Genomic DNA, 24,459 nt, shown 5'->3' with positions numbered 1-24,459 from the left:
TCCTTTTAAATCCTGATATCCCGGTTTGAGCGTTTTAGTGTTTTCAGTAATTCATCAGCCTCAGCAAACAATCGAGGATCTGTTGTCAGTTCCTGAAGCCGTGCTACTACCGCGTCTATTGGCCCCATAAGGTTACTTACGTTTTCGCTATTCAGCGATCGGTAATCTCCCGTAACGGAACTCCAGGCGTACCCTCTCAGTCCATTAAGTAAGTGGATAAACCCATCATTGGTTTCCTGAACAGTCCCTATCCAGCGGGATATCTCGGAGGCAGAATCTATGTCCCGCCAGGCGTATAGGTATTCGCCCAGATCCGGGTGGGCGAATACGGAATCCAGCATCTCCGCAGTACGCATTCTCATTGCCAGAGCTTCAGCCAGGGCGCTGAGTTCGTCATCAGAAAGAAACTGATCTTCCTGTTCCCACGAACGAGTTCCTCGCAGTCCATGCCCCCACAACAGATCGCGCATTAATCGCACCAACCAGTTCCGGGCTTCTCCCTGAAGAAATAGTGTTCTCAGTAGCCACAGGCCTCTGGCGCGATGTAACCCGAGTATCCTTCCAAGTAGATGACACACCTCCATAAGAGATGAAGCGTGACCGTAATCCTTGCGTCCTAATGATTGCTGCCGTTGTACAGCTATATCGCCGTACTGAAAGAAGAATCTCAGCAGTCCCTCGCACTGACTGAATGTGAGCTGCGCGATTTTACGGGGAGTTAACTGACTTAAAATATGATCATACCAGGTGACATGACTGAGATTTATTTCGCGGATGTTTTCCAACATTTCAATTGCAAGCGACAGCCGTTCCGCCGGGATCCCGAATCTGAATAACAGGTTATCCAATACACCCGGGGGCAACACATTTTGCGGTGCGGAAAAAGCAAAGTAGTAGCGCCAGTTCGTCGGGCTGTTAAGCCGCTTGTGTATCGGTGCCGGTTCTTCTCTGAGCGAAGTGCCTGTATTAAACAGAACCAGATTATCGGCAAATTCCGTAATGCCGGGTAGCCAACGTCCCAGCTCTGTCACTGACGCAGATTCCGGAGAGGTATAATGTTCAAGGCATGCCTTGAGTTTCTGTTTTAGCCTTTCTTGTTCAGGCTCGGCGTGGGTGAGCTCACCTGAGACCGTAACGAAGTATCGGGCCAGATACTGTTCTGCCCAGTCATACAGCCCAGGGTTGGTTACCCGGATGAGTTGCAGGAGGCACAGGTCTGGGAAGTACACATAATCTCGGATGCTGGAATAGCGAAATTCCAGAGCACTTAGTACCAGTGCTACTTCCCGCGGAGTGGACAACTCCTGGCCATAGATCCAAGAGACTTTTCGTAAGTCTGTCTGTTCAGCTTCTGTAGGCAGATCCTGATTGACCTGCTCATAGAGCGCTATCGCGCCACGTAACAGCTCGCGCTGGAGGTCAAATATTTCATGGTGCGGCAGGGTAAACGACAAGGGGATGATCTTCTGCAGATATAATCGACCATCAGGAACACCAAGCTCCCTTTCAATGGCATGAGCCAGCACCTCCGGGTCATAACACAGTATATATCGAAATCCGGAGAAATCGGCCACTGAGCGAACTAGCCGCAGAACTTCCACTGCCTGCGCTGGCTCCAGCCTGTCCAGATCGTCAATCAGGACGACGAAATTCAGGCCATAGCTAGCAATGCCGGCTTCAATACGGCGCCTTAACAGCTCAGTGGTTTCCTTGTGCGCAGAAAGATCCAGCTTTGATACGGTTTTCATTCCCTCAGCTACAAACCCCATGCCGGGCACAAAATTCCCGCCAAACTCAGCCAGCGGAGCCAGCCGGCCTGATGCCTTCTGTACATAGCCAAGGAGTGACTGTGCAAGTGGTGAAGCTGGTGCCTTACGCAGTTTTTGCCACAATTTTCTGGGGCGTGAATAGTGACTGGATGCATGCTCATCCAGGATTGCCGCCACAGGTAGCAGCAACGATTCAATTAACGGGCTTCCGGCTGCACTTAGCCAGGGAGAAACAGGTAATACATGAGTATTTTTCTGGTCTTGTGCATTCAGATGTTCCATCAGCAGGTTAAGCAGACTGGTCTTTCCGCTACCCCATTTTCCTTCAATACCGAAAACCTGACTGCTTCCCTTGGTGAGTGCCAGGATCCGTCCGGCCAGATTGGAAGCGATAGAGTCATAGCCATACCGGTCCTCCGCAGTTCCGGTAACAGGACCATCATTAACTGTATGCCTCTCCTTCATTTCAGAGATCTCCGGGGAGAGGTGCCACAAGTCTGACCTAGAATGATATGCCTATGCAGCTGCTGTACTGTTGCATCCGTATCGGCAATCAGTTGAAAATAACCGTCGCTGGTCTTGGCAGTTTTCAGACTGTTATCGAGAAAGCGTTCGGCTAGGGCATTGACGGAAATATTTTCGCTGCTGGCGCGCGTTTTGAGCGCGGTGATCAGTTTTTTATGAAAATGCAGATTTAGTTGGCTGAGCATCATCATTCCTTTTAATTTTGGTTCTATTTTTTTGCTAGCATAACAAATTTATAAGATGCTAAATATTTGAGTGCTCTAAGCTGCAATTCACCCCGTAACGTCGACTTTTGCACCGAGTGCGTTTGCCTGCTGGACTACCGTACTACCTACACCGTCAATGAATCTGTATCCATATCCTTCAGCCTACATTCCATGTCCACGAACCCATGTCTTTGGTCGTGAACGGGCAAGGAATGCTGACCCGCATTATCGTCTACATATAAATCCTTTGCATGCTCATGGTGTTGGCGGGATCCTTACTTTTTGATCTTGACCATGGCAGTTAATGAATAATACTGTATATAAACACAGTCATTCTTGGTGGGAAATCTGCCATGTAGCAATCGGTCTACACAAATGCGAGATAAGTCAGCACGTTGAAGTCATTGAGGCACTAAATGGCTTTTCTGTGATCGGTAGCTCCTGCAGGACGGATACCAGCACGTTACCCACCTGATAACCGTGCTGGGTTTGATGAGCCGCTAGTGATATCGGTTTTACCTTTTCAAATTTACGTTGGTGATTATTATGCAGTTTTTCACGCCCACTGACTTGCGTCAGATTGTAGCTTTACCTCTCTTCGCGGATTTGGTTCCTTGTGGATTTCCGAGTCCTGCGCAGGATTATGTCGAGCAACGCATCGACCTGAATACACTGATGGTGCAGCATCCTAGCGCGACGTATTTTGTTAAGTCCTCTGGTGACTCCATGCGTGATGCAGGGATCGGAGAAGGCGATCTATTGGTGGTAGACAGTTCTCGCAAACCCAGTCACGGAGATATTGTCATCGCTGCGATCGATGGGGAGTTCACTGTTAAACGGCTACAGCTACACCCCATCGTGATGCTCAAACCAGACAACCCTTCCTATCGGCCAATAATGATTGGCTGTGAAGAGAACCTAGAAATCTTCGGGGTAATTACCTACATAGTTAAGTGTGCGAGCTAGGAATGTTTGCACTGTGCGATGTGAATTCATTCTACGCATCCTGCGAAACAGTATTTCGCCCGGACCTGAAGGGGCGACCGATTGCGTGTCTCTCGAACAACGATGGCTGTGTGATTGCACGTTCGGCAGAGGCAAAAAAAATTGGCATTAAGATGGGTGAACCGTATTTTAAGCAGAAAGAATTGTTCAGGCGTCACGGTGTAGTCTGCTTTAGCAGCAACTACGAGCTTTATGCGGACATGTCCGACAGGGTGATGACGACCCTGGAAGAAATGGCACCTCGCTGCGAAATTTATAGTATCGACGAGGCCTTTTGTGATCTGACAGGAGTGCGGAACTGTCGAGATCTGACAGAGTTTGGGCATGAAATCCGCGCTACTGTCTTGCAGCGCACGCATCTTACCGTTGGTGTAGGTATAGCCCAGACAAAGACGCTGGCTAAACTGGCGAATCACGCTGCCAAGCAGTGGCATCGGCAGACGGGGGGAGTAGTGGATCTGTCGAATCTGGAGCGTCAGAGGAAACTGATGGCTGCGCTACCTGTTGAAGAAGTATGGGGCATTGGGCGCCGCATTTCCAGGAAACTGGAGGCTATGGGGATCAAAACCGTATTGCAGTTGGCTGATACAGACATCCGTTTTATCAGAAAGCACTTCAATGTGGTGCTGGAGAGGACTGTTCGTGAGCTCAATGGCGAACCATGTCTGGAGTTAGAGGAGTTTGCGCCGGTGAAACAGGAGATTGTCTGCTCCCGCTCTTTTGGCGAGCGCATTACTGATTACGAAGAAATGCGTCAGGCGATCTGCAGTTACGCCACTAGAGCCGCCGAGAAGTTGAGGGGTGAGCATCAGTATTGTCGTTTCGTGTCGTCGTTCGTCAAAACGTCGCCTTTCGCACTTAACGAACCGTATTACGGCAACTGTTCCTCGATAAAGCTCCTGACCCCGACACAGGATAGTCGGGATATTATCGGCGCAGCCACACGTTGCCTTGATGCCATCTGGAAAGATGGTCACCGATATCAGAAAGCAGGTGTGCTGCTGGGTGATTTTTTCAGCCAGGGAGTGGCACAGATCAACCTGTTTGACGACAATGCTCCGCGTCATAATAGTGATCGGTTGATGGAGGTGCTGGATCACCTCAATGCTAAAGAAGGTCGGAGGACGTTGTATTTTGCCGGGCAGGGTATACAGCAGCAGTGGCAAATGAAGCGCGAAATGCTCTCACCGCGATATACGACGCGTTATTCCGATTTGCTGGCTGTCAGATGAATGGCTGGTTAATCTCTGAACCCTGATTTTTTTACATTATCCAATAGTTATCTAATCCAGAAGGCTAGTTTTGTGGTTTGGGGGGAATAGATAAGACCTTCCCGGTACATACTGCATTCAATTCGGCTATTTCGAATTGCAGACGTTGATTTATAGAAGCTATTCGGGCTAGCTCCTCTAAAAGTTGGGCATTTTCCGCACGAAGTACCCTATTCTTTTCCTTTTCAATGAGTAGCGCCTGATGTTTCGAGTTCCGCTGAGTGCGTGCCGATTTACCCATGATGGTGCGAATTCTCTCCGCTACCGCAGGGTAGGTGTTATGGATGAGGCCGGGTGTCACTCCTGCTACTCGGGCAACTGAGGCGATGGACATCTTTTCGTTGCCTTCGATAAGGTTATCAATAGCCTTATTAAGGGCATCTAGTGTCTTTGACCGGCAACGAACAAGAGGCTGTCGCTTCGTGAACTTAATCGCCATTCTCATCCTCGTCGTTATTGTCTTTGATAGGAGAAAGACCTAAGCCCGTGATGACAGCCAGTGCGACCTGCAAGTCGCGTTCTGCTCGCTGCTTTACTGCCGGTCCTGCATCCTCAATTTTGAGTAGTTCCTGCTGTTGGCTGTAAATACCTTGCCATGTGTCAGCGAAAGACTCATCAATCACCGAGTTTTGGCATCCTGGGCAGCGCGTTGCTTCGTATAATCCAGCCCCACCACAGCCACGCTCTGTCGCAATGCACCAGCCGTGGCCAGTGGCTCGAATATTCGCGTGCGGAGCGGTATAGGTTAGTAGAGCCGTTCTGTCTTTGATTGGAATAGCCCGTAACTCAACGATTTGTTTGCCAGCACCACCGGCTAGCGGCCGATCGCCAAGCCATGACTCAATCAAATCGATTTTAAACTCTGTCATCTGCTGCAGAATCTCATCGAAAAGAGTAAGATCTTGTTGTGGATTAGAGGCATAAAGCTGGGTCATGCTCATACTACTGTGCTTGAACTGCCATTTTAGCCAGATAAGTGAAGTACGTCCCATGCGTGATTCTACAAAACATCTTGCATAGGTACGCCTACATTGGTGTGTTCTCAGTGGCCAGTTACTGCCAGCAGATTTTGCAAGACGATCAAATGCGCGATTACACGCGGCACCACTAATAGCCTCAACATGCTTCTCTCCAGTTTTTCCATTTTTTGCATGGCGTCCTAAAAATAGTCTGTTCAAATCTTTTCTTGCTTTCTCCAGTCTCAGGTAATGCTGGGAAGGACTATCTGGGGTAATAATTTTTTCAAGTTTATTGACCTCTTGTTCAAGCTCCTTTCTGAGAGATGTGGAATACCGAGAAAAAATTTCCAGCACTTGCAGCGTTAATTCAGGGACAAGATACTCAACCGGGCCTTTCCCGGTTTTGTGTTCAATAGTCGATACCCAACAAAACAACACATTTTCTTTATATTCTCTTCGCCACTTACCCACTTCGATGCCAATAGCTTCATCATTGCGCATGCCACTAGTAATTGATATAATATAAAGAGTTGCGTCCCGAACACGAATTATCATTTGGTTATCATAGGGATGATAACCTATACCATTGCCGGTTAATTCTGCTTTGGCATCTGAAATAATGGATTCACAATGGTTGAATATTTTGACCTGATCTTCTTGCGGTATAATCCCTGTCAGGCCAACATTTTTACCCACTGAATCAACACCCTTGTGTTTTCCTATTCCGCAAACTCGCCACAGAGTAGACGTTCCCCATGGATAGAAGTGAAATGGAAACATCATGTCAGTGGAAAATATCCAGAGAAAATCAATAATTCGTAATCGTCCATAAAGTGGCAGAGGCTTTAATTTCAAATCATGTTTGCAATGGTGAATATAGTTGCTGATATGAATTGGATGAACATCACAGAATTTTGACACTCGATGGTTATTGAGCCAACGAATGAATGGGGTGACGCTTGCAGCAACCAACGTAGTAATTCCTCTGGCAATGGGAGGGTTTAGCCCCGGCAATCCTCGTTTAAACCATGCATATACGACTGCCTTGCAGTCATCTGTGAGGGCTTTAGGCATTGTTGCCTTCCATGTTATGTACTTTTCTCCGGCAGAGGCATTAGCCTGTTCGAAGTAAGGACGCATATCCCATCGGTCCTCACCAAATCGACTTAGAATCAATGTTTCATTGTACTTGCTTACAATAGCACTAATCACAATGTCATCTCGCTCAGCAGAGTTAACCCCATTTAAGGTAACAGGTTGTATGCTCAGGATATCATAAGCTTTCAAAAGAGAATTGCTGTTTGTGATATTCAAAGTATACCTCCTGATTTCTTTTTCATGAACTCGATTTTCTTTGCCCAAAATGGATGAGGGGATGATTCAGCTTTGGCTCTGGCTTGATTTATTAAATTAATATTAAATTTTTTGGATGTGAATTCATTGATTAATCTAATATAACTATCCTGATGTTTCCGCCATTCCTCCCACTCCTCAGTAAGAAAGTATTCAACTTCGGCATGCAGAAACTGCTGATAGCTGAATAAACGATATAAATCATCCAGCGACCCCACAATCGCATAGCTAGGACATCCCAAACAGTGGATAAACTCAGAGCAGTGATTCAGACCATCTTTCGGGGCCCGATTACCATACAAAGTATCCTTGCAGCCCCCTGGCGGAGTTGGAGTAATATTGATACCGCGCAACGTGTCAGTGAATGCTTCCCCAACAAATTTAGCTCCCTCAACTTTAATTTCATCATTCATGTTTAGATAATGATTATCTGCAACTTCAGGGCTATGTCCCATGATCGATGAGACTTCAATAATATCACCACCGCTGAGTTGCCATAATCTTTTTTCCATGGTTTTACGCAGCCGACTGAGCGATACATGTAGACGTTTACCATTATCGCTTTTAAGTTCGTGTCGTTCACATATGCTTTTTGTACAAGCAGTCAAGGCACCTGGTGTGAGCATTACAATTTTATTATTTGCACCTCGTTGCCCTGAGCGGTACAACCATATATATGAATTAATATCTTCGGAGGCGAGTAATGTTAGTGGTTCGCTAATTTCAAGTGCTTTATTCAAAACGGCAACGCCGTCAAGAGGAATCGCGCTATATTCATCAAGCAGTTTAGTTTGGCGGATGGTTTTAACCTGAGCACCTTTCCCTCTTCTTTTTATAGTATTAATTAGTTTCAGATTTGGTAAAAACGGATGGGGCTTCAAGGCGTCTCTGGTCATTTCCAGTAGTGGTGTTGTATTCACCCCCGATCTGGCTGCTGTTATCAGCAGCATGACTGACATTTTCTCAGCGTTGTTTCCATGGAAATCATCTTCATAAATGGCGACAAGATCTGATTTTAACGCACTTATCAGCCTCTGCATTTCCATCATGGAAAATGGTTCTGCATCTTTTGTCCGCAGAGCATTATTGGGGAAAGGATTGAAGGGCAGGCGCTCTTTTATATCCCCCTCAATGAATCCATAGTCAGCAAGCAAGATAACCAGGGATTTTAAACTTGTATAATAATTTTTGGCTGTTGAACCATTGGGATACTTCATCTTCAACCAGGATGTGAACCGTTCTAAATCACCGCGGGTCAACTGGTTTGGTGTCGCAGGTGGTGATGTTATAATTCCATTTTGGAGAAAATTAAGAAATGATCTTAGCCCGTTAACTGAATATCCAATCAATGTAGAAACAGAGAGATTGCCGCCGCGTAATAATACTCTGATGACAATCATGCTTTGAATAGCCCATGTGTCAAAACCTATCCCTAAGTACTGCGAATGATCTAACTCCCGGTGATTTCTGGGGTTACGCGGAAGATTGATTTTAATGTTGTCGTCGATAGCATCGGATTCTTTCGTAGTCGATGGTAGCGTGGATGTGTAATTTTTCTGCCGGGCCAATGGCTTTGCCTCAGATGTGATTGATGGAATCAGCCATAAACATCGTATCAATCTCATCCTCGTATGCAAGGACGGACTGTGCCTCTAGCTGGTTTATCAGATGAAGATAAATCATCGTTGTTTGCACATCAGAATGTCCCAATCTGTCCCGAACATATAATAATGGCTCTCCTTTAAAATCTTCACCCCTCCGCAGAGCCAACAAGGTATAAGTGCCATAAGTATGACGCAACATATGTGCCCGAATATAAAACCCACATTTTTTCTCATAGGATTTCATCACATCGACAACGGCATCCTTAGAATAAGGTCTGCCATTATTAGTCAGAAGAAGAGCGCTGTAATTCTGATCGCTATAAGACTTGCGTATTTCTCTTTGGTGAAGGGTGTATGACCACATCATTTCCATCAATGACCAAGGGATATCGATAATCCGTGGACGATCGTACTTGATATGCATATCCCGAGGATCCAGGGCAACGCTGATCATTTGCCCTTGACGTAGCCCTTTTGCAAGTCTGGGATTGAAAACATATTTTAGGGGAAAAGATCTGGCTTCGCAGGAACGAACTCCCGTACGTACCATGAGATGAAACAGTATCTGGTGACAGGGATCAGTTTCGAGTGCAAGGCACTCTTTTACTTGGGTTTTTGTCAAAAATTTAGTGGAACGCCTGTGTTCGCGAATTATCACGGAAGCCTTGGTGCTCTTAGCTCCTGGCAATGCGACATGGCTGAGTAAACCCGTATGTGAAAACGTTCTGATCAACTTCTCACCAAAGGGTAAAACAGTTATTAGGTCACGCTGTTTAGCCCAGCGGTAAAACCTGATGAGCAACGATAGGCGATTATTCACTGTACGTGGATCGAGAGCCAGGTCGCCAACTGACCAATCTCTGTACTTCGAAAGAACGCTAAGGCCATGTGCAGGACTTTCATCATTCCAGGATAAATGATTTTTTTCCAGAAAAGCAAAATAGTCATATAAACGACGGCCATATGCCTCCCAGGTCAGAGTACTGAGAGATTCTCCTGATTCAATAAGAGTATGCCAGAGGTAGGATTGTGCTGGCTCAACTGGCCACCCATCTGCGGCAATCAACAATGGGAAGCCCTCGAAGGAGCGGCCTGATACAGTTAAGTCCTTTGTTGCAAATACAAGCCTCATATCACACCTCAAATCATCATGGATGAATGAAATTGCGGCTACAGGATATGAACAGCATAGATTAACTAACGTTTTTAACCACTCAGATCGTTATTCGATAGCACCACCACCGGGCGGCCTTTCAAATCCGGGCGAAACACGGTCTCACAGCTGGCATAGAATGCATTTACATCACAGAGCGCAAACATACTCACCCCGTCGATTTGACGATAAAAGTCACAACACCAAAGATATCGAGCGTATCTTCACTGCTGATCCGAATCGGTGACCAGGCGCGGTTCATCGGATTAAGCTGCACGGTAGGTCTGAGCTGGAGACATTTTACTGTAAACTCACCGTCCACCGCGGCAATCACAATATCCCCGTGAGCGGCGGTTCTGGCGCTGTCAACAATCAACAGATCGCCCTCATTGATCCCGGCATCAACCATCGAATCGCCTGCCGCTTTCACAAAGTAGGTCGCGCTGGGGTGCTTGATCAACAAGGCATTCAGATCAATACGCTGCTCCACGTAGTCCTGTGCCGGGCTGGGGAACCCGCACGCGACAACATCACTGAAAAGGGGTAGCGCGATCGCCTCGCGCGGCTCTGAAGGTCTGTACAACATCATGACGCATCCCTCACATACTGTTTTTATATACAGTAGTTGTAGTGAGGCATGCAATCAAGTGATGGGAAGACGGGCGCTGTTTATTGCTTAACCACCTCACGTGTAAGTATGGGTTGCGGTTAAAAATATCGGTTTTGTAAATTATTTCGGGAGGCCCAAATGTTGACGTTTTTTCAGCCAACCCACACCACCGCTGCGCTGAATTTAACTATTTCTGAAACCGTTCACGTTGTGTTTTATCCGCCTCTTCTGCCTGGTTTGCCAACGGCTGGAATTGAGCCGGACCATAAAATACTTTTGGTAAAGGAAGTGATTCCATCGACGTCCCCGGATATATTTGCAATTCCCCCAGTCGAGACAACTGATACCCCAACACCACGGCGGGCATTGTGAGCATATAAGGTGCCGTTTTTTCGTAAGAGACCGGGGTCGGTAAGCGATTGTGGTCGAGATTATAGTTACGCTTCAGCACCAGAAATTTATCAGGCACCCTGCGTTTGCTATTCCACCAGTCACCGTCCAACTCACGAAACTTTCTTTCGGTTTCAGTTCCGGTGACCACCCCGAGCTGCAATAGCGCATGGCGCAGTTCACCGTCCATCGCGGCGTTATAAGCATCGATAGTTTCTGCTTTTCCTTGCAAAATCACGTTGATGGCAAGCCGTGCCCCCAAAAGATTTGAATATAAATCTTCCGGTGAAAATGCAGATATCTCTTCGGAAAATCCGGGAACAGACTGAAAACCGTACCATTGTGCAATTTCGTGCCACTGTGCCAACTGAAACGCCAGATGGCCTGCCAGCCAGGCCGCCAGGGTATAGCGCTGGGACAGTGAAGACGGCGGCGTAAATGCCAGGAGCTGCACTCGGCGAACGCCCAACTCTTCACTGTAGAAATAACGCCAGCGCTGACCCAGTTTGGGAAGAATACGCGAGAAAATATAGAACGTATTATCCGCCGTATCGCGAACATGGGCGATATCAATAAACCCACCGCGATGGGTATAAATAAGACCGCTTTTTTCTGCGCTGAGCCCGACAATATTCTTCACGGCACCCAGCGCACTATCGTTATAATGATGGCTACCCAGCGTATCCAGGGTCAGGACGTTGCCAATCTGGTAAACCGGAATCGGGACCCCAACCGCACGGACGTGAAGATCATAGCCAAACGCACAGCAAGGACGTAACGACTCCGGCGGCGAAAGCTGACTGACGACCGGGTAAACCTGGCGCGCGTGCTTTATCGGAAACAGGTCCCCTTCTGCACAGGCCAAACCCGCCACCAACCACAAAAACATTAACCCTTTACGCATTCAGAAAGCCTCCGCAACCTGAAAATAAAAACCGGCACTTTCTTTACCAAACCCCAGATCCAGACGCACGTTCATCGCGGGCTTCACTTCAAACCGATATCCCACGCCTGCCGTGGGTAACAACGGATGATCGTCCAGCGCGCTGATGTTTTTTCCCAGCGTCCCGGCACCCAGCCACAATACATATCCGTGTCGCCAGTTCAGCTTTCGTCGGTACTCTACCTGCCCACTGACAACATCGTTGTCCCGGTAGCGGCCCTGATAATAGCCACGCATCCGCCGATCGTCGCCAGCCATCGACAACCGATCCCAGGGAACATCCCCTCGCGTAAAACGGCCCCAGAGATCAAAGGCCAGTACCGTTTTTTCATTCAGTAAGTGGTAGTAATCATATTGCCACTCGGTTGCGTTGAAATGGGTGTCAGACCCTACCGATGGATCGAACCAGGTGTATTCCACTTTAAAGAACTGTCCTCGTTGCGGGCGAGTGATCGCATCGCGAGAATCGTAATTCAGGCTGATGCTGGCACCCGATGCAAGTGAGGAGGACTGCGCGTCATAGCGTGTAAAGGTGTCATCCGCGCGGGGATCATCAATAGTCGCGTGCAACGTTGAAAAGTCCCAACCGGCGCCAAGATAAAGATTTTTAACGACCTCCCGCATAATAATCGGATGCACGCGGATGGCGTTATTGGTGTACTCTTGCTCATTGCCCTGCGCCGCATCGTAGCCAATGCCCCAGAAACCAGTCGGCACTCTGTTCACCGAACCGTCAACAAACAGTCGCCAACGATCGTCAGTAAAAAAGGTGTAACTGCTTAACCCAATCCCTAGTGCACCGCTGCTACTGACATAGCCGGTAAAAGACAGCGACGAGTTCTGGGTGGTTTTATCATTGGGATCGACCCGATAAATTCCCGCCACGGCCATCCCCAGACCCAGCCTGAGTTCAGGGGTATAAAACGGGCCCGGCAACACGCTCCAGTTAACGCCCTTCTGCGGATCATAGTGGTTATCGGCCCCCAGGCCGGAAAGCAGTTTATCTACTGATTTTTGATCCAGCGCTACTGCCGCCGAAGGCCAGGCGGTCAGCGTCAGTGACAATGTCAGCATGATGCGATGGGGTCTCATCAGAAACGGTACTCTCCCGCCACGAAGAAACTGTTACGCTCATTGAAACCGAATTCTGTGAGGACATTAAATTGCGGCGTCATTTCAAACTGGGTACCAATCAGCATATTCCAGGGTGATGTTAGCTTCTGTTTAACATCAAACCGCCCTTCATTATTCTGGTTCACGGTGTCAATGAGCGGTTGCAGTGCGGCGGGCATATGCAAGTCGGAAAGGCTGCCCCGGAACTCCTGCTGAACATTCTGGTACATACTCCCCAGCCAGACGCTAAGGTGAGACTCTCCGATGGGCCCCTGGAAACGAAAACGGTATCCCACCCGAGGTGACACCGTTAGCGCTGAAATTTTGCCATCCAGAATGTCGAAATCAGTACGGGTGTAGTTGGTGTCCACTAGCGCAAACCAATTTTCATATCCGCCCGCCAGCGTGATTCCGGTTCCCCAGGTCGTGCCTTTGAAGTCGAGAGTAAAATCGATATCCTGCAATTCACCACTCTGATAAAGCTGATGCACCGACGAGGCAATCACCCTGTCAATACCGGAATAGCGTGTCGGATCGGCATCGACGGAAACGTTCGATACCGATGAACCGCGCGTATGTCCCACTAACCCGTAGATATTGAGAAACGGAAACACCCACATATCGATACGCAGGTTTTCTGATTTACTTTGCTCACGGGTATGCCCGGCATCAATATTAAACATATCGGTCGGGATCGCATGGTTACCCAACGCCAGCCCTGAAAAACCAATGCTGTCGACATCAATGTTCTGGCGCATATTCATATAGCTGAGATTGGCGCCAAACGGCAACGGAATCGAGTATCCCCGGGCTTTGGCCTCTTCTCCCCAGATGGGAAAGGTGCGCTCTTCCGTATCCGCGGCACACGCCACACCAGAAACCAGCAGAAGCGGCACCATCGTATTAGTCCATCTCATTATTATCCTCATTTATGTCTCGCTTCATTGGTTACAGGCCAGCGCCCACATTGAAGTAAACCGCCTCTTCGTTATCACTAAGGGCAACATCAATGCCGGTATGCAGACCGTATTCCCGGGCGATTAAATAGCGGAATCCCGCGCCCCAACCAACTTCGGTGCTGGAGTAAAGATCGCCTGCATTGTCGGTAGCACTCCCCGCGCCTACGAATCCCTGAACAATCCAGCGCGACGTCATTTGCCAGGCAAGCTGTGTTTGCACGGTGCTGACATCATTGCCTTGATAGCGATAACGGGAGATCCCACGCAGCGCGATATAAGGACGCGTCATCGGTGGGAGATGTTGGTCATGTCGGGACAGCATTTGATAATTAGTTGCCAGAGAAAGCGTCCAGTCCCGACTTAGCGGCAAGAAAAATTTGCCATCAAGCGTCAGTAAATCGTAGCGGTAATCGCCCCCAAGGTAGTGACCGTAAAACTGATATTCACCGCTGAGCGACACACCGTGTCCCGGCCAGAAAAAGTTATCGGTGGTGTCGTATTCTGCGACAATCCCTAAGCCCGATGACGTGCTACTGTCACCGAGGACGTGTTTCCAGACGCGGTCGATAACCGGGTTGTTTCGCGCAGAAATATCCATTTTCGCCCAAAACTGTGAGGCCCCTAAAAACACCGGAGAATCACCGACACGGAACAATAACTTTTGTATCCCGCCATAACCTTTGGTCTCAGTTTCAATCGCGCGATTGTTGCCGAAACCCGCGAGGTCACCCGAATAGATATCCAGATCGATATTTGCGTAACCTGCCGCAATAAAGTAACGAATATGATCATCCGTCCAGGTATGCCGGTGGCCACCCCCCACAAACCAGGTACCGTTATCCGTCGCGCCGCCGCCCAGCGCGGTCATGGCCGGGGGAATGAATTGCCCGTCAACCTGCTGGCCTTTTCCATGAAGAAATAAACCAAACACGCCGCCGCCATAGCCCACGGCAGGTTCTGTAATCACCACGGGGATGGGTAAAAAGCCGTACCGGTTTTCTTGCAAATAGCGGCTCATATCCAGCATCCCATCTTCAGGATCGATCAGGCCAACGGCGTGCGCTTGTCCGCAGAAAATCAGCAGCAAAAGGGAGGTTTTTTTCATGGCGCGGTTCCTTCCGGCGGTATGGCAGGCGCGGCATACCAGTTTTCTTTCGGCACCCTCACCGCATCATCGGGTTGCAACACAAAATTCGGCGACATGATCTGTACGCTAAATTCGTTGAACACATCCTGAATATGGCTGTACAACGCGTTGCGCGCCTCAGCCAATGACTGCCCCGGTAATAACCTGACCTGCAATTCATAAGAGACATACCAGTCCATTAACGCCAACTGGCGCACAAGCGGCGGCTGGGATAGATCGATTCCTTTTGCCCGCTTGGCAGCCAGTTCCAGCATGGCATGCACCTGCCGCCAGGGGGTGTCATAACCGATGGTGACACCGACGGTCAGATTGATACCGCCCCCCGAGTTTTGTGCGCTGAGATTGGTAATTTTGCCGCTGACCACCACCGCGTTCGGCACCGTGACGACGTAATTTTCACGGGTAATGATTTTGGTAGCGAGCATGCCTATCTCGCTCACCAGTCCTTCGTTATCCGCAACGCGAATAACGTCACCTTTACGCAGGGCGCGGGAGTAGATCAGCACCAGCCCGCTCATGGCATGATTCATTACCCCTGCCGACCCGAGTGTCAGCATCAGACCAAAGAACACGCTAATCCCTTTGAACGCCAGTGAATTGGCGCCTGGAAGGAAGGGATAGGCTGCTGAAAGGGCGAACAACCACACCACCACGGAAATCAGCTTACGCGTCGCCCCCACGGTTTCAGGGTGAATACCGGGAAGCTGTAAGCGCCCTGCTTCTACCTGATTAAGTACAACTTTAAGCAGCTTAAGAATAAACGCGGTGATAAGAACAATAATCAGGACAATCATCAGCCCCGGTAATGCCGACGCAATCGACAGCGCGATTTCACGCAGCACCCGTATCGACCAATCACCCAAAGATGTCCCCCAGACACGCGTCCAGGGAAACAGGCTAAATACCCAACTGAGCCAGACATACAACGCGACTATGCCCAGCAGAATCATCAATAAGGCATACAAACGTGCCTCGATTGCACCAGTAAAACGCCGCCAGCGCTGGGGGAGCCAGCTTCTGTTGGCAATGATTCGACGCCGGTAATAACGGCGAACCCATCGCCATGAACGGTACGCGCCATAGAAAAAAAGAATCAGCCCCAGCAATCCCGCGGCTGTTTTCACCGCAGACAGCGCCAGCCAACCGCCGTCAAATTGATCGCGCAACGCCGTCCGCTGGGTCTCCATGCGCACCAGCACCCGCTGAGCGGCCTGATCGAGGGTCAGATCGTCGCCTTCATCCAGATCGGCTTGCGCCAGCAGCAGCAGCGGTTTGCCGTTCATGACGATCAGCCTTCCCGGCTGGTTGTAGCGGGTTATCGGCACAATTTTCAGCGGTTCACGCAGGTCCGCCTGCGTAAAATTACGCAGCGTATTACGGATGCGCAACACCCGCTCTTCTGGCGTGGTTAAGCCAAATTTTGCCTGCAGCATCACAATCGGCTGGTGAAAGATATACACCGTCCGCGCACGTTCCTGTTCCGATGGCTGCTGTCGGGGCTCCGCCGCGAATGAGGGAAAAGCCAGAGCGCTAATAAAACCCATCAAAAAAATGAGCAGTACCTTGTTCATACTCACCATCCCGCATGTGTAAACATACTGACCAACACTGTCCGCTTAAATGGAACGGTCTTGAGCATGGTGGAACTCCTTTCATTAGCGGCAAAAAAAGTATAGGAAACAAATTGATGAAAGACGCAGTTAAAAAAAACAATATTTTTACAATTTTAAACATATCAATATTGTTTATAAAAAAGTGCATGCATGATTAGTAGTCTATTGATTAGAAAGGAGGTAATAAAAAACAATGATTTTTCGATAAACGGTATCGCGGTCATAAACCGGGTATAGTGGCGCCATAAAATCATTAAAACGGATACACCATGAGCACTGCAGGGAAAAGTAACCCACTGGCGATTGGCGGCCTGGTCGCCTTGACGCTCATCTGGAGCTACAGCTGGATCGCCATGAAACAGGTCACGCTGTACATCGGCTCGTTCGACTTCACTGCCCTACGCTGCACTTTCGGCGCACTGGTCTTATTTATTGTCCTGATGCTTCGAGGCCGAGGGATGCGCCCGACGCCTTTCCGCTATACGCTGGCAATTGCTTTGTTGCAGACCTGCGGCATGGTTGGGCTGTCGCAATGGGCGCTGGTCAGCGGCGGGGCTGGTAAGGTCGCGATCCTGAGCTATACCATGCCATTCTGGGTGGTGATTATGGCGGCCATGTTTTTGGGCGAACGCATGCGGCGTATACAGTATGCCGCGATTGCGGTAGCGGCATCCGGACTGCTGCTGGTTTTACAGCCGTGGCAGATGGACTTCACCTCAATGAAAAGTGCGTTGCTGGCGATCCTGTCGGGGATCAGTTGGGGGGCGAGCGCCATTGTCGCCAAGCGCATGTATGCCCGTCATCCGAATATCGATCTGCTCGCGCTAACCTCATGGCAGATGCTGTATGCCGCACTGGTGATGAGCCTGGTGGCCTTCCTGGTCCCTCAGCGCAGCCCTGACTGGCAGCCGGTGGTCTTCTGGGCGTTAGGCTATAGCGCCATACTGGCAACGGCGCTGGCATGGAGTTTATGGCTGTTTGTCCTGCGTAATTTACCAGCCAGTATTGCCAGTTTAAGCACATTGGCGGTACCCGTTTGCGGGGTCCTGTTTTCCTGGTGGCTGCTGGGTGAAGAGCCCGGCGTAGTTGAAGGGAGCGGGATTGTATTGATTGTTGTGGCGCTGGCGATCGTCAGTCTGAAAAAACGGTCCCCTCAGGTGCAGAGCATCAAAAAATAAGTGGCCCAAAACACACGCCCCGCATAATGCGGGGCGTTGATTATCGACATTACGAACGCTTGCGCGGCATCATGCGTAGCAGGGTATTATCCCGCCAAAAATAGTGATGCATCAGGGCGGCAGCGGCATGAAGACCAATGACAAAATAGCCCAGTTTTGCCAGCGTCACATGCCAGGACTTCAGCATATCCACAATATCAAAGTTGGCTTCTGTCGCATGTGGCATAACGATGCCAAAGGCGATCCACGGATTCCCTCGGTTGTACATCATCACCAGACCAATTATCGGCAGGACGATGAACAACAGATAAATAACCAGATGCCCAAGATGCGCCATACCGGTCATCATCGGCTTCGGTTTTGGCACAATCGGCGGCGTCGGATATTTAAGTCTGACCAGCAGGCGCGTTACCATCAGCGCTAAAATCGTGATGCCGCAGGACACGTGTACCATGTTGAACCCGGGGCGATAGCTGCGCGGGAAAAATCCGCGGAGTTCCATGGCACAGTAGGTCACAATCACCAATAAAAAAACCAGCCAGTGGATGCCAATTTGCAGGCCAGAATACTTATTCCCCATAACACTTCCTGAGTAAAAACAATAATGCGTCAACATAACCAGCTTTTGTTAAAAATTCATTAACTTTGTTAGATCCTTTTCCGTTGATTACGTGTAACCGCAAAAAATAACGATTGCCGGTACCCCGCCAGTACAGCGGAATACCGGTTGCAGATGAAGCATTACGTCCCGGTCACCATCAGTACATCATCAACAAAATTTTTGGCGCGCGGAATATCCGACTCATCCACATGTTCAATAATCAGCGGAATATTCGGATGGTTTTTAGCGAGTAGTTCCACATACAGCAGATAGTTGAGTGACCCGAGGCCGGCAGCTGGCAGTTCCACCGAACCGGCCCCACGGAAGCTATTATGCTCCGCGGCACCGTCACCGAATTTCTCAATAACCACATCAGTTTTTTTGCAGTCCTTGGCGTGGGCAATTTTAATTTTACCGTCGAGCACGTTGAAGATGCTGTGTAGTGTTTCATCAATAGCATCAATGTTTTTGTCGTCGAAATAGTTGGTGGGATCCAACGCCAGCCCAAGCCCTGGATGTTCAACATCACGCATCAACCGCGCAACCTGGCTTACCGAACCGATGATGTTGTTGACGTAGTTTTCCACCAGGAAAACCGCCCCATGCTCCCAGGCAAAGGTCGCCAGCTCTCGGGCGATACTTTTGAATTCCTGATACGCCTCTTCGGTGCTGTTTTGGGGATCGTATAGCCAGTCGCTGTCGACGTTATAAGTCCCTGTTTCGCTGATCACATACGGCGTACCAAAATCCCTTGCGTGCGCAAGGATCTCTTTTACCGCTGCGATGTTCTCCGCGCGTTTTACCGGATCAGGATGCACGAGATTGGTATAAGCTGAAATGGCAACAATGGGCAGATTCGCCTGACGAAACGCGTCACGCACCTGGTGCGCTTTCTGTTTGGTAATGTGTCCACGGCTGAGATCAATATCAGTGAATTCGAGGTCGAGCTGTACGCAGCCCATGCCCGCCTGCTTAATCTTCGCAATGGTCTCTTCCAGCGTGTAAGGGTAATAACCGGTAAAGATGCCGACGTTAATCATTTTGTATTCTCCTGAAGGATTTCATTGAGATAAACCGTTCGTTCTTCCTGTATTGAGAGGTAACAGGCTTCAATACAGGCCAGCGTGCCTACATTATCTTCTGCGCTGATGTCCGGTTCGACGCCGTGCTCCAGAGCGCACATTAGGTTCGCCATAGTGCCGATAAACGCATCCGGGAACCACTGACGTTCCCATTGCGGCATCACCCAGCGATCCGGGTAGTCGCGCGATGCAAGTTTCAACGTGCTGCCGCAATACTCCGGCGGTCGGCGGTGCCAGCCGAAATCGCCTTCTGCCAGCCCATCGGTACCTTCCACACGCCAGTTGATGTAGTTGTTTTTGGCACAGGGTTCCCCCGGCCAGGCCCAGACATCATCCAGGCTGGTCGCGATCAGGCCATTGGCATACTGGAAGGTGTATTGCGTAATACCATCGGTGTGTTCAAAGGTGGTTCGCGGATCAGTGCGGCACACAGCGGTCACTTTTATCGGATGACCAAATAAAAAGCGGAAGGCATCGATATGGTGAATCGCCATCGCATACAGCTCGAGCTTTTTGTATTGCTGCAGGAAGTGCTGCCAGTCGGGTATAGCGCGCATATCAATACTGGCAATCACCGGCGTGCCGATGAGTTGATTACCGAGAATGTACTTCAGCGCCCGCATTGATGGGTCATAGCGCATATTGGAGTTCACTGCGATGGGAATACCACTCTGTTGACTCAGCCGCACGATTTCACGCCCGGCCTCCAGCGACATCGCCAGCGGTTTCTGACAAAGAATGGCTTTCACGTTTTTCGCCGGGGAATCTTTAGCGCAGATAAAGCGTACGATCTCTAACTGAATATGCGGCGGTACAGCGATATCAATAATCTCAATCTGCGGATCACACACCATCTCCTTCCAGGATGCATACACTTTCGGGATGGTAAACATGTCGGACAGGCGCTGGCTATGGGTGGTATCCAGCGAAGTGATACCGTAGGTCGTAAAACCGGCTTTCTGATACGCCACCAGATGGCAGTGCTCAACGATAAAGCCAGCCCCGATAATACCGATTCTATAATCTTTTCTCTGCGGTAACGCCGGACGAGTCGCCTGTTCTAATAAGCGTTCTAACGAATCCATGATGCCCCCGTTGATGATGATATGCGTTGGCGGCGAGGATCACCTCGCCGCTGTTGTTTAGTGCAGCGCACGGCCTTTCACCACCGAACGCTCTCGCTGTGGTGCAGCACTCCGCTGTTTTTGCAACCAGAATTGTTCAATTTCTTCCAGCGATTTGCCTTTGGTTTCCGGCAACATCCGTTTGGTGATAATCAGTTGGATCAGACACATCACGGCAAAGAAATAGAATGTGTTGTTACCGCCAAAGGTGGCGAGCGTAAAAGGAAACAGCCAGACCACCAGGAAATTAAAGATCCACTGGGTAAAGGAGACCAGCGCCACCGCTTTGCTGCGGATCGCGTTAGGAAACATCTCCGAAACCAACGTCCAGAAAACCGGGCCGATACAGGCAGAAAAACAGGCGATATACGAGAACAAAAAGAACAGCGTCACCCCCGCTGGCAAGGCATGATGGAACGAGAAGCCGAGGAAAAACAGCGACACACCCATAATCAACGAGCCATAGAGATAAAGCGGGCGGCGCCCTACTCGATCAATTAACACCACGCCAACCACGGTGGCTGTCAGGTTAATAATGCCCATAAAGATATTGAAATAGAGCGCGGAGCTTATTGAGAACCCGGCAGCCATCATAATTTTCGGCGCATAATCGAGGGCGGCATTACAGCCGATCAACTGCACCAGCACAGCCAGAATCAGGCCTAGCATAATGCTGCTGCGCGCGTCTTTATGAAACAGCGTGCTGGACTGAGTAGCATGATGGGCCGCGAGGTTTTTCTCCACATCAGCGGTCATTCTTTGCGCTTCATCAGCAGAATAAAAACGTTGCAATATATTTAGCGCTTTTTGCTTTTGGCCTTTCAGGGTAAGCCAGCGTGGGCTCTCTGGGATAAACAGCAGCCCGACAAAGAATACGACCGCCGGGACAACGCCGGAAATAAACATCAACCGCCAGTTATTTTCCAGATCCTTAAGAAAATAGTTGGTCAGATAGGAAAGTAAAATACCCAGCATGATGCACAGTTGATATATCGCAGTCATCCGCCCACGCATGGAGGCAGGGGCCATTTCCGCGACATACATCGGCGACAAAACCGAAATCGCTCCCACGCTAATCCCACCCAGCAAGCGGTTCAGGATAAATGTGGTTTCATTCGTGGCGATGCCGGTGCCCACACAGGAAAGACCAAAGATAATGGCAGAAATAATTAAAACACGTTTGCGGCCAAATTTATTAGTGATATACCCCGAGCTGAACGAACCGATAATACAGCCAACTAATAATGAACTGACGCCCCAGCCAAGCTGGAGTTCATTCCAGTTAAAGTAAGTCTGAATAAAAGGAATAGCACCGGCAATAATCGCGATATCAAAGCCAAACATGATCCCGCCAAAAATAGCCGTGCAGCAGCTAAAGTACAAATAAAATGGATATTTCATCGTCACAATCCTTACCAGCATACGGGCTTAATGAGGAGAGAACATTGCCCATATCGCCTTGTCGTGTGCCTGCAATAATCCGCTAATGACCAGGCTGTTGCGAAACGCAACAGCCGCCACATTATTTAAGTTGTGGTACGTAATTTTCTTTAATCCGCTGACGGCGTGTTACGTAGGCGGGTAGCGGCTGCACGTTCGAACCCTCGGAAAACCAGGCGAAGGGGTCGGTACTGGCCACCAGCGCGAAATTGGCCCACGGGTTAAACGATCCCGAACGGATAATCACTTTGGCTTGGTGGGCAATCTCGCTGCACAGTCTTTCATGGCTGGCTTCGCTAAAGTCCGCGCCGGAACCGGTATAAATATCCTGTACCTGACGGTACAGATCCGGATTACAGTCGCGCACTTCGCGAGCGAACTGAATATCTTCGACAAAAACCTCCTGGCGCAGGACGCGGAGAATATCCGTCACGTCCGGGATACCTGGCCAAAAACCAAGATCGATACGGTTAGCGTTCGCCGGGATCGGGAAACCAGCATCGGTCACCAGAATAATATCGGTGTGGCCCAGGGTAGACAGCGCTGCTGCCAGTTGAGGATGTAGGATACGTTCAGGTCTCATTGTTATCTCTCCGAATGGAATTTTTATAATTAACAACCGAGAAAATCTTCAACGTCTTTGCGTGTTTTGTAGGAAGGGACCGTTTCCCAGTCACAGCAGCACAGTGCGGCGGTGGCATTGGCGAAATATGCGGCTTTATCAATAAGTTGACCTTCGCTTAAGGCGACTGCCAACCCGGCGTTAAAGCTGTCACCCGCGCCGTTACTGTCCACCACGTCGACCTTGCAGGACGGGATTTTCAGGGTGTCGGTACGGGTAAACACCGCGCTACCGGCATCCCCCAGCGTCATCACCACATGGCTGCAGCCGGTTTCCAACAACAGATCGGCAATTTCACGGTTACTGCGCCCATCGTCCGGAGCCAGTCCTAGCGCAACGCGCGCTTCGGTTTCATTCGGCGTCAGGTAATCGATATGGCGAAGATTCACGCCGCGCAGGTCACAGGCGGGCGCCGGATTCAAAATGGTAATCTTTCCAAGCTGTTTGGCGAGTGTCAGGCCATAGAGTGCGGTTTCTAGCGGGATTTCCAGTTGTGCCAGCACAACTTTACTCTGCGCCATTTGCACTTGCGCTTCGTCCACACGCGCCGGAGTGAAAAGCTTATTGGCCCCCATATCCACGACGATCACGTTACGGGCCTGATTATCTTTAATGATCAATCCAGCGCCGGTGGGCAGCTCGGGCGTTAAGGTCAGCGCCTCAATATTGACGCCTTCTTCACGCATTAACGCGACGAATTCATGGCCAAACGTATCGTCGCCGACCACACCTGCATAGGCCACGTGGGCTCCGAGTCGGGCCGCCTGTACGGCCATATCCGACCCCTTTCCACCCCAGGTCTGGCGGAAGTCGGTGCCGATTAATGTCTCGCCCGCCAGCGGAATACGTTCAGCCGTCATGACCAGCGCTTTGGCATAGCTACCAAGGATAAAAATACTCATCAGTCATTCTCCTTTTCACCTGACAATGGCATAACAATGCGCCATCGCAGCCAGGCTGCGACGGCCATACGTTAATAAGCGTTAATATCCCCTGTCAGACCTTTTACCAGTTCAGGTCCGGAACTGGTGCCGACCAGTTCCGCCCCGGCTTCGAACATCGTTTTCATTTTTTCCAGGGTATTGACCTTACCGGATACTTTTACCCGACACGGTAACTGAATATGGGCTTTGAGAAGCTGGACATCTTCTACCGTCGCTTCACACCCCCCCTTACCCCAACCGCTGGACTGCTTCACCCAGTCAATACCAGCTTCGAAAGCATAGCGTGTTGCTTTGATTTTCAATGCCTCTTCGGTAATAAATCCAAACTCCAGCATGGCTTTCACTTTCATACCGAGGTCATGGGCCACATGGGTCACGGTCTTCAACTCATCAAAATAGAGATCGTCCTGGCCGCCCAGCAAATAGCCAGGGTTCGGCGGGAAGTCGAACTCATCCGCGCCCTGCTTCGCCAGTTCGCGCACCACCGCCACTTTCATTGCCGTCGTATCGTTAGCCATCGGGAAATTAACGGTCGTCGCCACGCGCACGCCGCTTCCTTTCAGTATCTCTTTTGCAAGAGCCACCCAGCAAGGTGCAATCATGGCGGCATCAAACTGGTACTGCATGCAGGTTTCCAGATGTTGAATCACCCCTTCACGCGTCAAATCCGGGTTGACGTTGGTGTACTGAATCGCCTTTGCGATCTGACGCGGGTCGTTAAAATCAATCATGGACAGCTCCTGTGTGGTAAGTAAAAAAATTGTAAGAACACAGTGAAGATGACGTTACTTTAGCCGGGGCTGACGATAAGCGTGATGGGCAGGATTCCCTGAAACATGGATGAAATT

Annotated in this window: 21 protein-coding genes and 2 pseudogenes; 3 read left to right on the top strand and 20 right to left on the bottom strand. The window is 49.7% G+C overall.

Features of this window, described 5'->3' with window-relative positions:
- Nucleotides 1-5 precede the first annotated feature (5 nt).
- A complete protein-coding gene (locus tag M2374_RS13125) occupies nt 6-2,234 on the bottom strand; it encodes a P-loop NTPase fold protein (RefSeq protein ID WP_181689072.1) in 2,229 nt (742 codons plus the stop codon).
- A 17-nt stretch (nt 2,235-2,251) separates the two neighbouring features.
- Nucleotides 2,252-2,479 (bottom strand): annotated as a pseudogene (locus tag M2374_RS13120) (transcriptional regulator); the annotation flags it as partial.
- A gap of 567 nt (nt 2,480-3,046) precedes the next feature.
- On the opposite strand from M2374_RS13120, the gene M2374_RS13115 reads away from it, so the two are divergent.
- Complete coding sequence (locus tag M2374_RS13115; protein WP_181689071.1) at nt 3,047-3,466, top strand: translesion error-prone DNA polymerase V autoproteolytic subunit; 420 nt, start codon at nt 3,047-3,049, stop codon at nt 3,464-3,466.
- A 2-nt stretch (nt 3,467-3,468) separates the two neighbouring features.
- On the top strand, nt 3,469-4,737 hold the full coding sequence (locus tag M2374_RS13110; protein WP_181689070.1) for a Y-family DNA polymerase: 1,269 nt from the start codon (nt 3,469-3,471) through the stop codon (nt 4,735-4,737).
- A 64-nt stretch (nt 4,738-4,801) separates the two neighbouring features.
- Here M2374_RS13110 and M2374_RS13105 read toward each other — a convergent pair whose 3' ends face one another.
- From M2374_RS13105 to M2374_RS13055, 11 genes and pseudogenes are all read right to left on the bottom strand, one after another.
- Nucleotides 4,802-5,215, bottom strand: coding sequence for a TetR family transcriptional regulator (locus M2374_RS13105; protein ID WP_181689069.1), 414 nt, complete (start codon nt 5,213-5,215; stop codon nt 4,802-4,804).
- Nucleotides 5,205-7,049 carry a tyrosine-type recombinase/integrase gene (locus tag M2374_RS13100; protein ID WP_220133092.1) on the bottom strand — a complete coding sequence of 615 codons (1,845 nt, stop codon included), beginning with the start codon at nt 7,047-7,049 and terminating at the stop codon, nt 5,205-5,207. The genes M2374_RS13105 and M2374_RS13100 overlap by 11 nt, the downstream gene beginning before the upstream one ends.
- Nucleotides 7,046-8,656 carry a hypothetical protein gene (locus M2374_RS13095; protein WP_181689068.1) on the bottom strand — a complete coding sequence of 537 codons (1,611 nt, stop codon included), beginning with the start codon at nt 8,654-8,656 and terminating at the stop codon, nt 7,046-7,048. Before M2374_RS13095 ends, M2374_RS13100 begins: the two co-directional genes overlap by 4 nt.
- A 10-nt stretch (nt 8,657-8,666) precedes the next feature.
- Nucleotides 8,667-9,824: a site-specific integrase gene (locus tag M2374_RS13090; RefSeq protein ID WP_181689067.1), complete on the bottom strand. Its 1,158-nt coding sequence runs from the start codon at nt 9,822-9,824 to the stop codon at nt 8,667-8,669.
- 86 nt (nt 9,825-9,910) lie between these two features.
- Nucleotides 9,911-10,012: pseudogene (locus M2374_RS13085) on the bottom strand (hypothetical protein); the annotation flags it as partial.
- 2 nt (nt 10,013-10,014) lie between these two features.
- Nucleotides 10,015-10,434 carry a translesion error-prone DNA polymerase V autoproteolytic subunit gene (locus tag M2374_RS13080; protein WP_117342847.1) on the bottom strand — a complete coding sequence of 140 codons (420 nt, stop codon included), beginning with the start codon at nt 10,432-10,434 and terminating at the stop codon, nt 10,015-10,017.
- Nucleotides 10,435-10,642: 208 nt separating this feature from the next.
- Entirely contained in the window at nt 10,643-11,749 is a 1,107-nt protein-coding gene (locus tag M2374_RS13075; protein ID WP_137399060.1) for a DUF4056 domain-containing protein, read from the bottom strand.
- On the bottom strand, nt 11,750-12,880 hold the full coding sequence (locus M2374_RS13070; protein ID WP_117342849.1) for a BamA/TamA family outer membrane protein: 1,131 nt from the start codon (nt 12,878-12,880) through the stop codon (nt 11,750-11,752).
- Nucleotides 12,880-13,818: a hypothetical protein gene (locus M2374_RS13065; RefSeq protein ID WP_181689066.1), complete on the bottom strand. Its 939-nt coding sequence runs from the start codon at nt 13,816-13,818 to the stop codon at nt 12,880-12,882. The genes M2374_RS13070 and M2374_RS13065 overlap by 1 nt, the downstream gene beginning before the upstream one ends.
- A 31-nt stretch (nt 13,819-13,849) precedes the next feature.
- A complete protein-coding gene (locus M2374_RS13060; RefSeq protein WP_164496614.1) occupies nt 13,850-14,965 on the bottom strand; it encodes a BamA/TamA family outer membrane protein in 1,116 nt (371 codons plus the stop codon).
- The gene (locus tag M2374_RS13055; protein ID WP_181491361.1) at nt 14,962-16,578 is read right to left on the bottom strand and encodes a mechanosensitive ion channel family protein; all 1,617 of its coding nucleotides are present in this window, start codon (nt 16,576-16,578) and stop codon (nt 14,962-14,964) included. The genes M2374_RS13060 and M2374_RS13055 overlap by 4 nt, the downstream gene beginning before the upstream one ends.
- A 311-nt stretch (nt 16,579-16,889) precedes the next feature.
- On the opposite strand from M2374_RS13055, the gene M2374_RS13050 reads away from it, so the two are divergent.
- On the top strand, nt 16,890-17,798 hold the full coding sequence (locus tag M2374_RS13050; protein ID WP_135911989.1) for a DMT family transporter: 909 nt from the start codon (nt 16,890-16,892) through the stop codon (nt 17,796-17,798).
- Nucleotides 17,799-17,847: 49 nt separating this feature from the next.
- On the opposite strand, the gene cybB is transcribed toward M2374_RS13050, so the two are convergent.
- From cybB to deoC, 7 genes are all read right to left on the bottom strand, one after another.
- Nucleotides 17,848-18,378: a cytochrome b561 gene (gene cybB / locus M2374_RS13045; protein ID WP_115258383.1), complete on the bottom strand. Its 531-nt coding sequence runs from the start codon at nt 18,376-18,378 to the stop codon at nt 17,848-17,850.
- A gap of 161 nt (nt 18,379-18,539) precedes the next feature.
- Nucleotides 18,540-19,439 (bottom strand): sugar phosphate isomerase/epimerase, encoded by a 900-nt coding sequence (locus M2374_RS13040; RefSeq protein ID WP_115258382.1) that lies wholly within the window; start codon nt 19,437-19,439, stop codon nt 18,540-18,542.
- The gene (locus M2374_RS13035) at nt 19,436-20,566 is read right to left on the bottom strand and encodes a Gfo/Idh/MocA family protein (RefSeq protein WP_181689065.1); all 1,131 of its coding nucleotides are present in this window, start codon (nt 20,564-20,566) and stop codon (nt 19,436-19,438) included. The genes M2374_RS13040 and M2374_RS13035 overlap by 4 nt, the downstream gene beginning before the upstream one ends.
- Nucleotides 20,567-20,623: 57 nt before the next feature.
- Entirely contained in the window at nt 20,624-22,006 is a 1,383-nt protein-coding gene (locus M2374_RS13030; protein ID WP_161959024.1) for a sugar porter family MFS transporter, read from the bottom strand.
- 121 nt (nt 22,007-22,127) lie between these two features.
- Nucleotides 22,128-22,628 carry a D-ribose pyranase gene (gene rbsD, locus M2374_RS13025; RefSeq protein ID WP_115258378.1) on the bottom strand — a complete coding sequence of 167 codons (501 nt, stop codon included), beginning with the start codon at nt 22,626-22,628 and terminating at the stop codon, nt 22,128-22,130.
- Nucleotides 22,629-22,657: 29 nt separating this feature from the next.
- Nucleotides 22,658-23,569, bottom strand: coding sequence for a ribokinase (locus M2374_RS13020; RefSeq protein ID WP_161959025.1), 912 nt, complete (start codon nt 23,567-23,569; stop codon nt 22,658-22,660).
- 71 nt (nt 23,570-23,640) lie between these two features.
- Nucleotides 23,641-24,342 carry a deoxyribose-phosphate aldolase gene (gene deoC / locus M2374_RS13015; protein WP_115258376.1) on the bottom strand — a complete coding sequence of 234 codons (702 nt, stop codon included), beginning with the start codon at nt 24,340-24,342 and terminating at the stop codon, nt 23,641-23,643.
- Nucleotides 24,343-24,459 lie beyond the last annotated feature (117 nt).

It is taken from the genome of Citrobacter sp. JUb117 (genome assembly GCF_024809055.1).
Lineage (GTDB): Bacteria > Pseudomonadota > Gammaproteobacteria > Enterobacterales > Enterobacteriaceae > Citrobacter > Citrobacter gillenii.
This window is presented reverse-complemented; position numbering and strand designations above follow the sequence as displayed.

Bases quoted from the DNA above. Each gene is read 5' to 3' on its own strand.
- rbsD (WP_115258378.1), bottom strand. From the start codon at position 22,628: ATGAGACCTGAACGTATCCTACATCCTCAACTGGCAGCAGCGCTGTCT.
- M2374_RS13110 (WP_181689070.1), top strand. From the start codon at position 3,469: ATGTTTGCACTGTGCGATGTGAATTCATTCTACGCATCCTGCGAAACA.
- M2374_RS13115 (WP_181689071.1), top strand. From the start codon at position 3,047: ATGCAGTTTTTCACGCCCACTGACTTGCGTCAGATTGTAGCTTTACCT.
- deoC (WP_115258376.1), bottom strand. From the start codon at position 24,342: ATGATTGATTTTAACGACCCGCGTCAGATCGCAAAGGCGATTCAGTAC.
- M2374_RS13050 (WP_135911989.1), top strand. From the start codon at position 16,890: ATGAGCACTGCAGGGAAAAGTAACCCACTGGCGATTGGCGGCCTGGTC.
- M2374_RS13125 (WP_181689072.1), bottom strand. From the start codon at position 2,234: ATGAAGGAGAGGCATACAGTTAATGATGGTCCTGTTACCGGAACTGCG.
- M2374_RS13065 (WP_181689066.1), bottom strand. From the start codon at position 13,818: ATGAGATGGACTAATACGATGGTGCCGCTTCTGCTGGTTTCTGGTGTG.
- M2374_RS13020 (WP_161959025.1), bottom strand. From the start codon at position 23,569: ATGAGTATTTTTATCCTTGGTAGCTATGCCAAAGCGCTGGTCATGACG.
- M2374_RS13055 (WP_181491361.1), bottom strand. From the start codon at position 16,578: ATGAACAAGGTACTGCTCATTTTTTTGATGGGTTTTATTAGCGCTCTG.
- M2374_RS13075 (WP_137399060.1), bottom strand. From the start codon at position 11,749: ATGCGTAAAGGGTTAATGTTTTTGTGGTTGGTGGCGGGTTTGGCCTGT.
- M2374_RS13090 (WP_181689067.1), bottom strand. From the start codon at position 9,824: ATGAGGCTTGTATTTGCAACAAAGGACTTAACTGTATCAGGCCGCTCC.
- M2374_RS13080 (WP_117342847.1), bottom strand. From the start codon at position 10,434: ATGATGTTGTACAGACCTTCAGAGCCGCGCGAGGCGATCGCGCTACCC.
- M2374_RS13035 (WP_181689065.1), bottom strand. From the start codon at position 20,566: ATGGATTCGTTAGAACGCTTATTAGAACAGGCGACTCGTCCGGCGTTA.
- M2374_RS13030 (WP_161959024.1), bottom strand. From the start codon at position 22,006: ATGAAATATCCATTTTATTTGTACTTTAGCTGCTGCACGGCTATTTTT.
- M2374_RS13060 (WP_164496614.1), bottom strand. From the start codon at position 14,965: ATGAAAAAAACCTCCCTTTTGCTGCTGATTTTCTGCGGACAAGCGCAC.
- M2374_RS13070 (WP_117342849.1), bottom strand. From the start codon at position 12,880: ATGAGACCCCATCGCATCATGCTGACATTGTCACTGACGCTGACCGCC.
- M2374_RS13040 (WP_115258382.1), bottom strand. From the start codon at position 19,439: ATGATTAACGTCGGCATCTTTACCGGTTATTACCCTTACACGCTGGAA.
- M2374_RS13105 (WP_181689069.1), bottom strand. From the start codon at position 5,215: ATGGCGATTAAGTTCACGAAGCGACAGCCTCTTGTTCGTTGCCGGTCA.
- cybB (WP_115258383.1), bottom strand. From the start codon at position 18,378: ATGGGGAATAAGTATTCTGGCCTGCAAATTGGCATCCACTGGCTGGTT.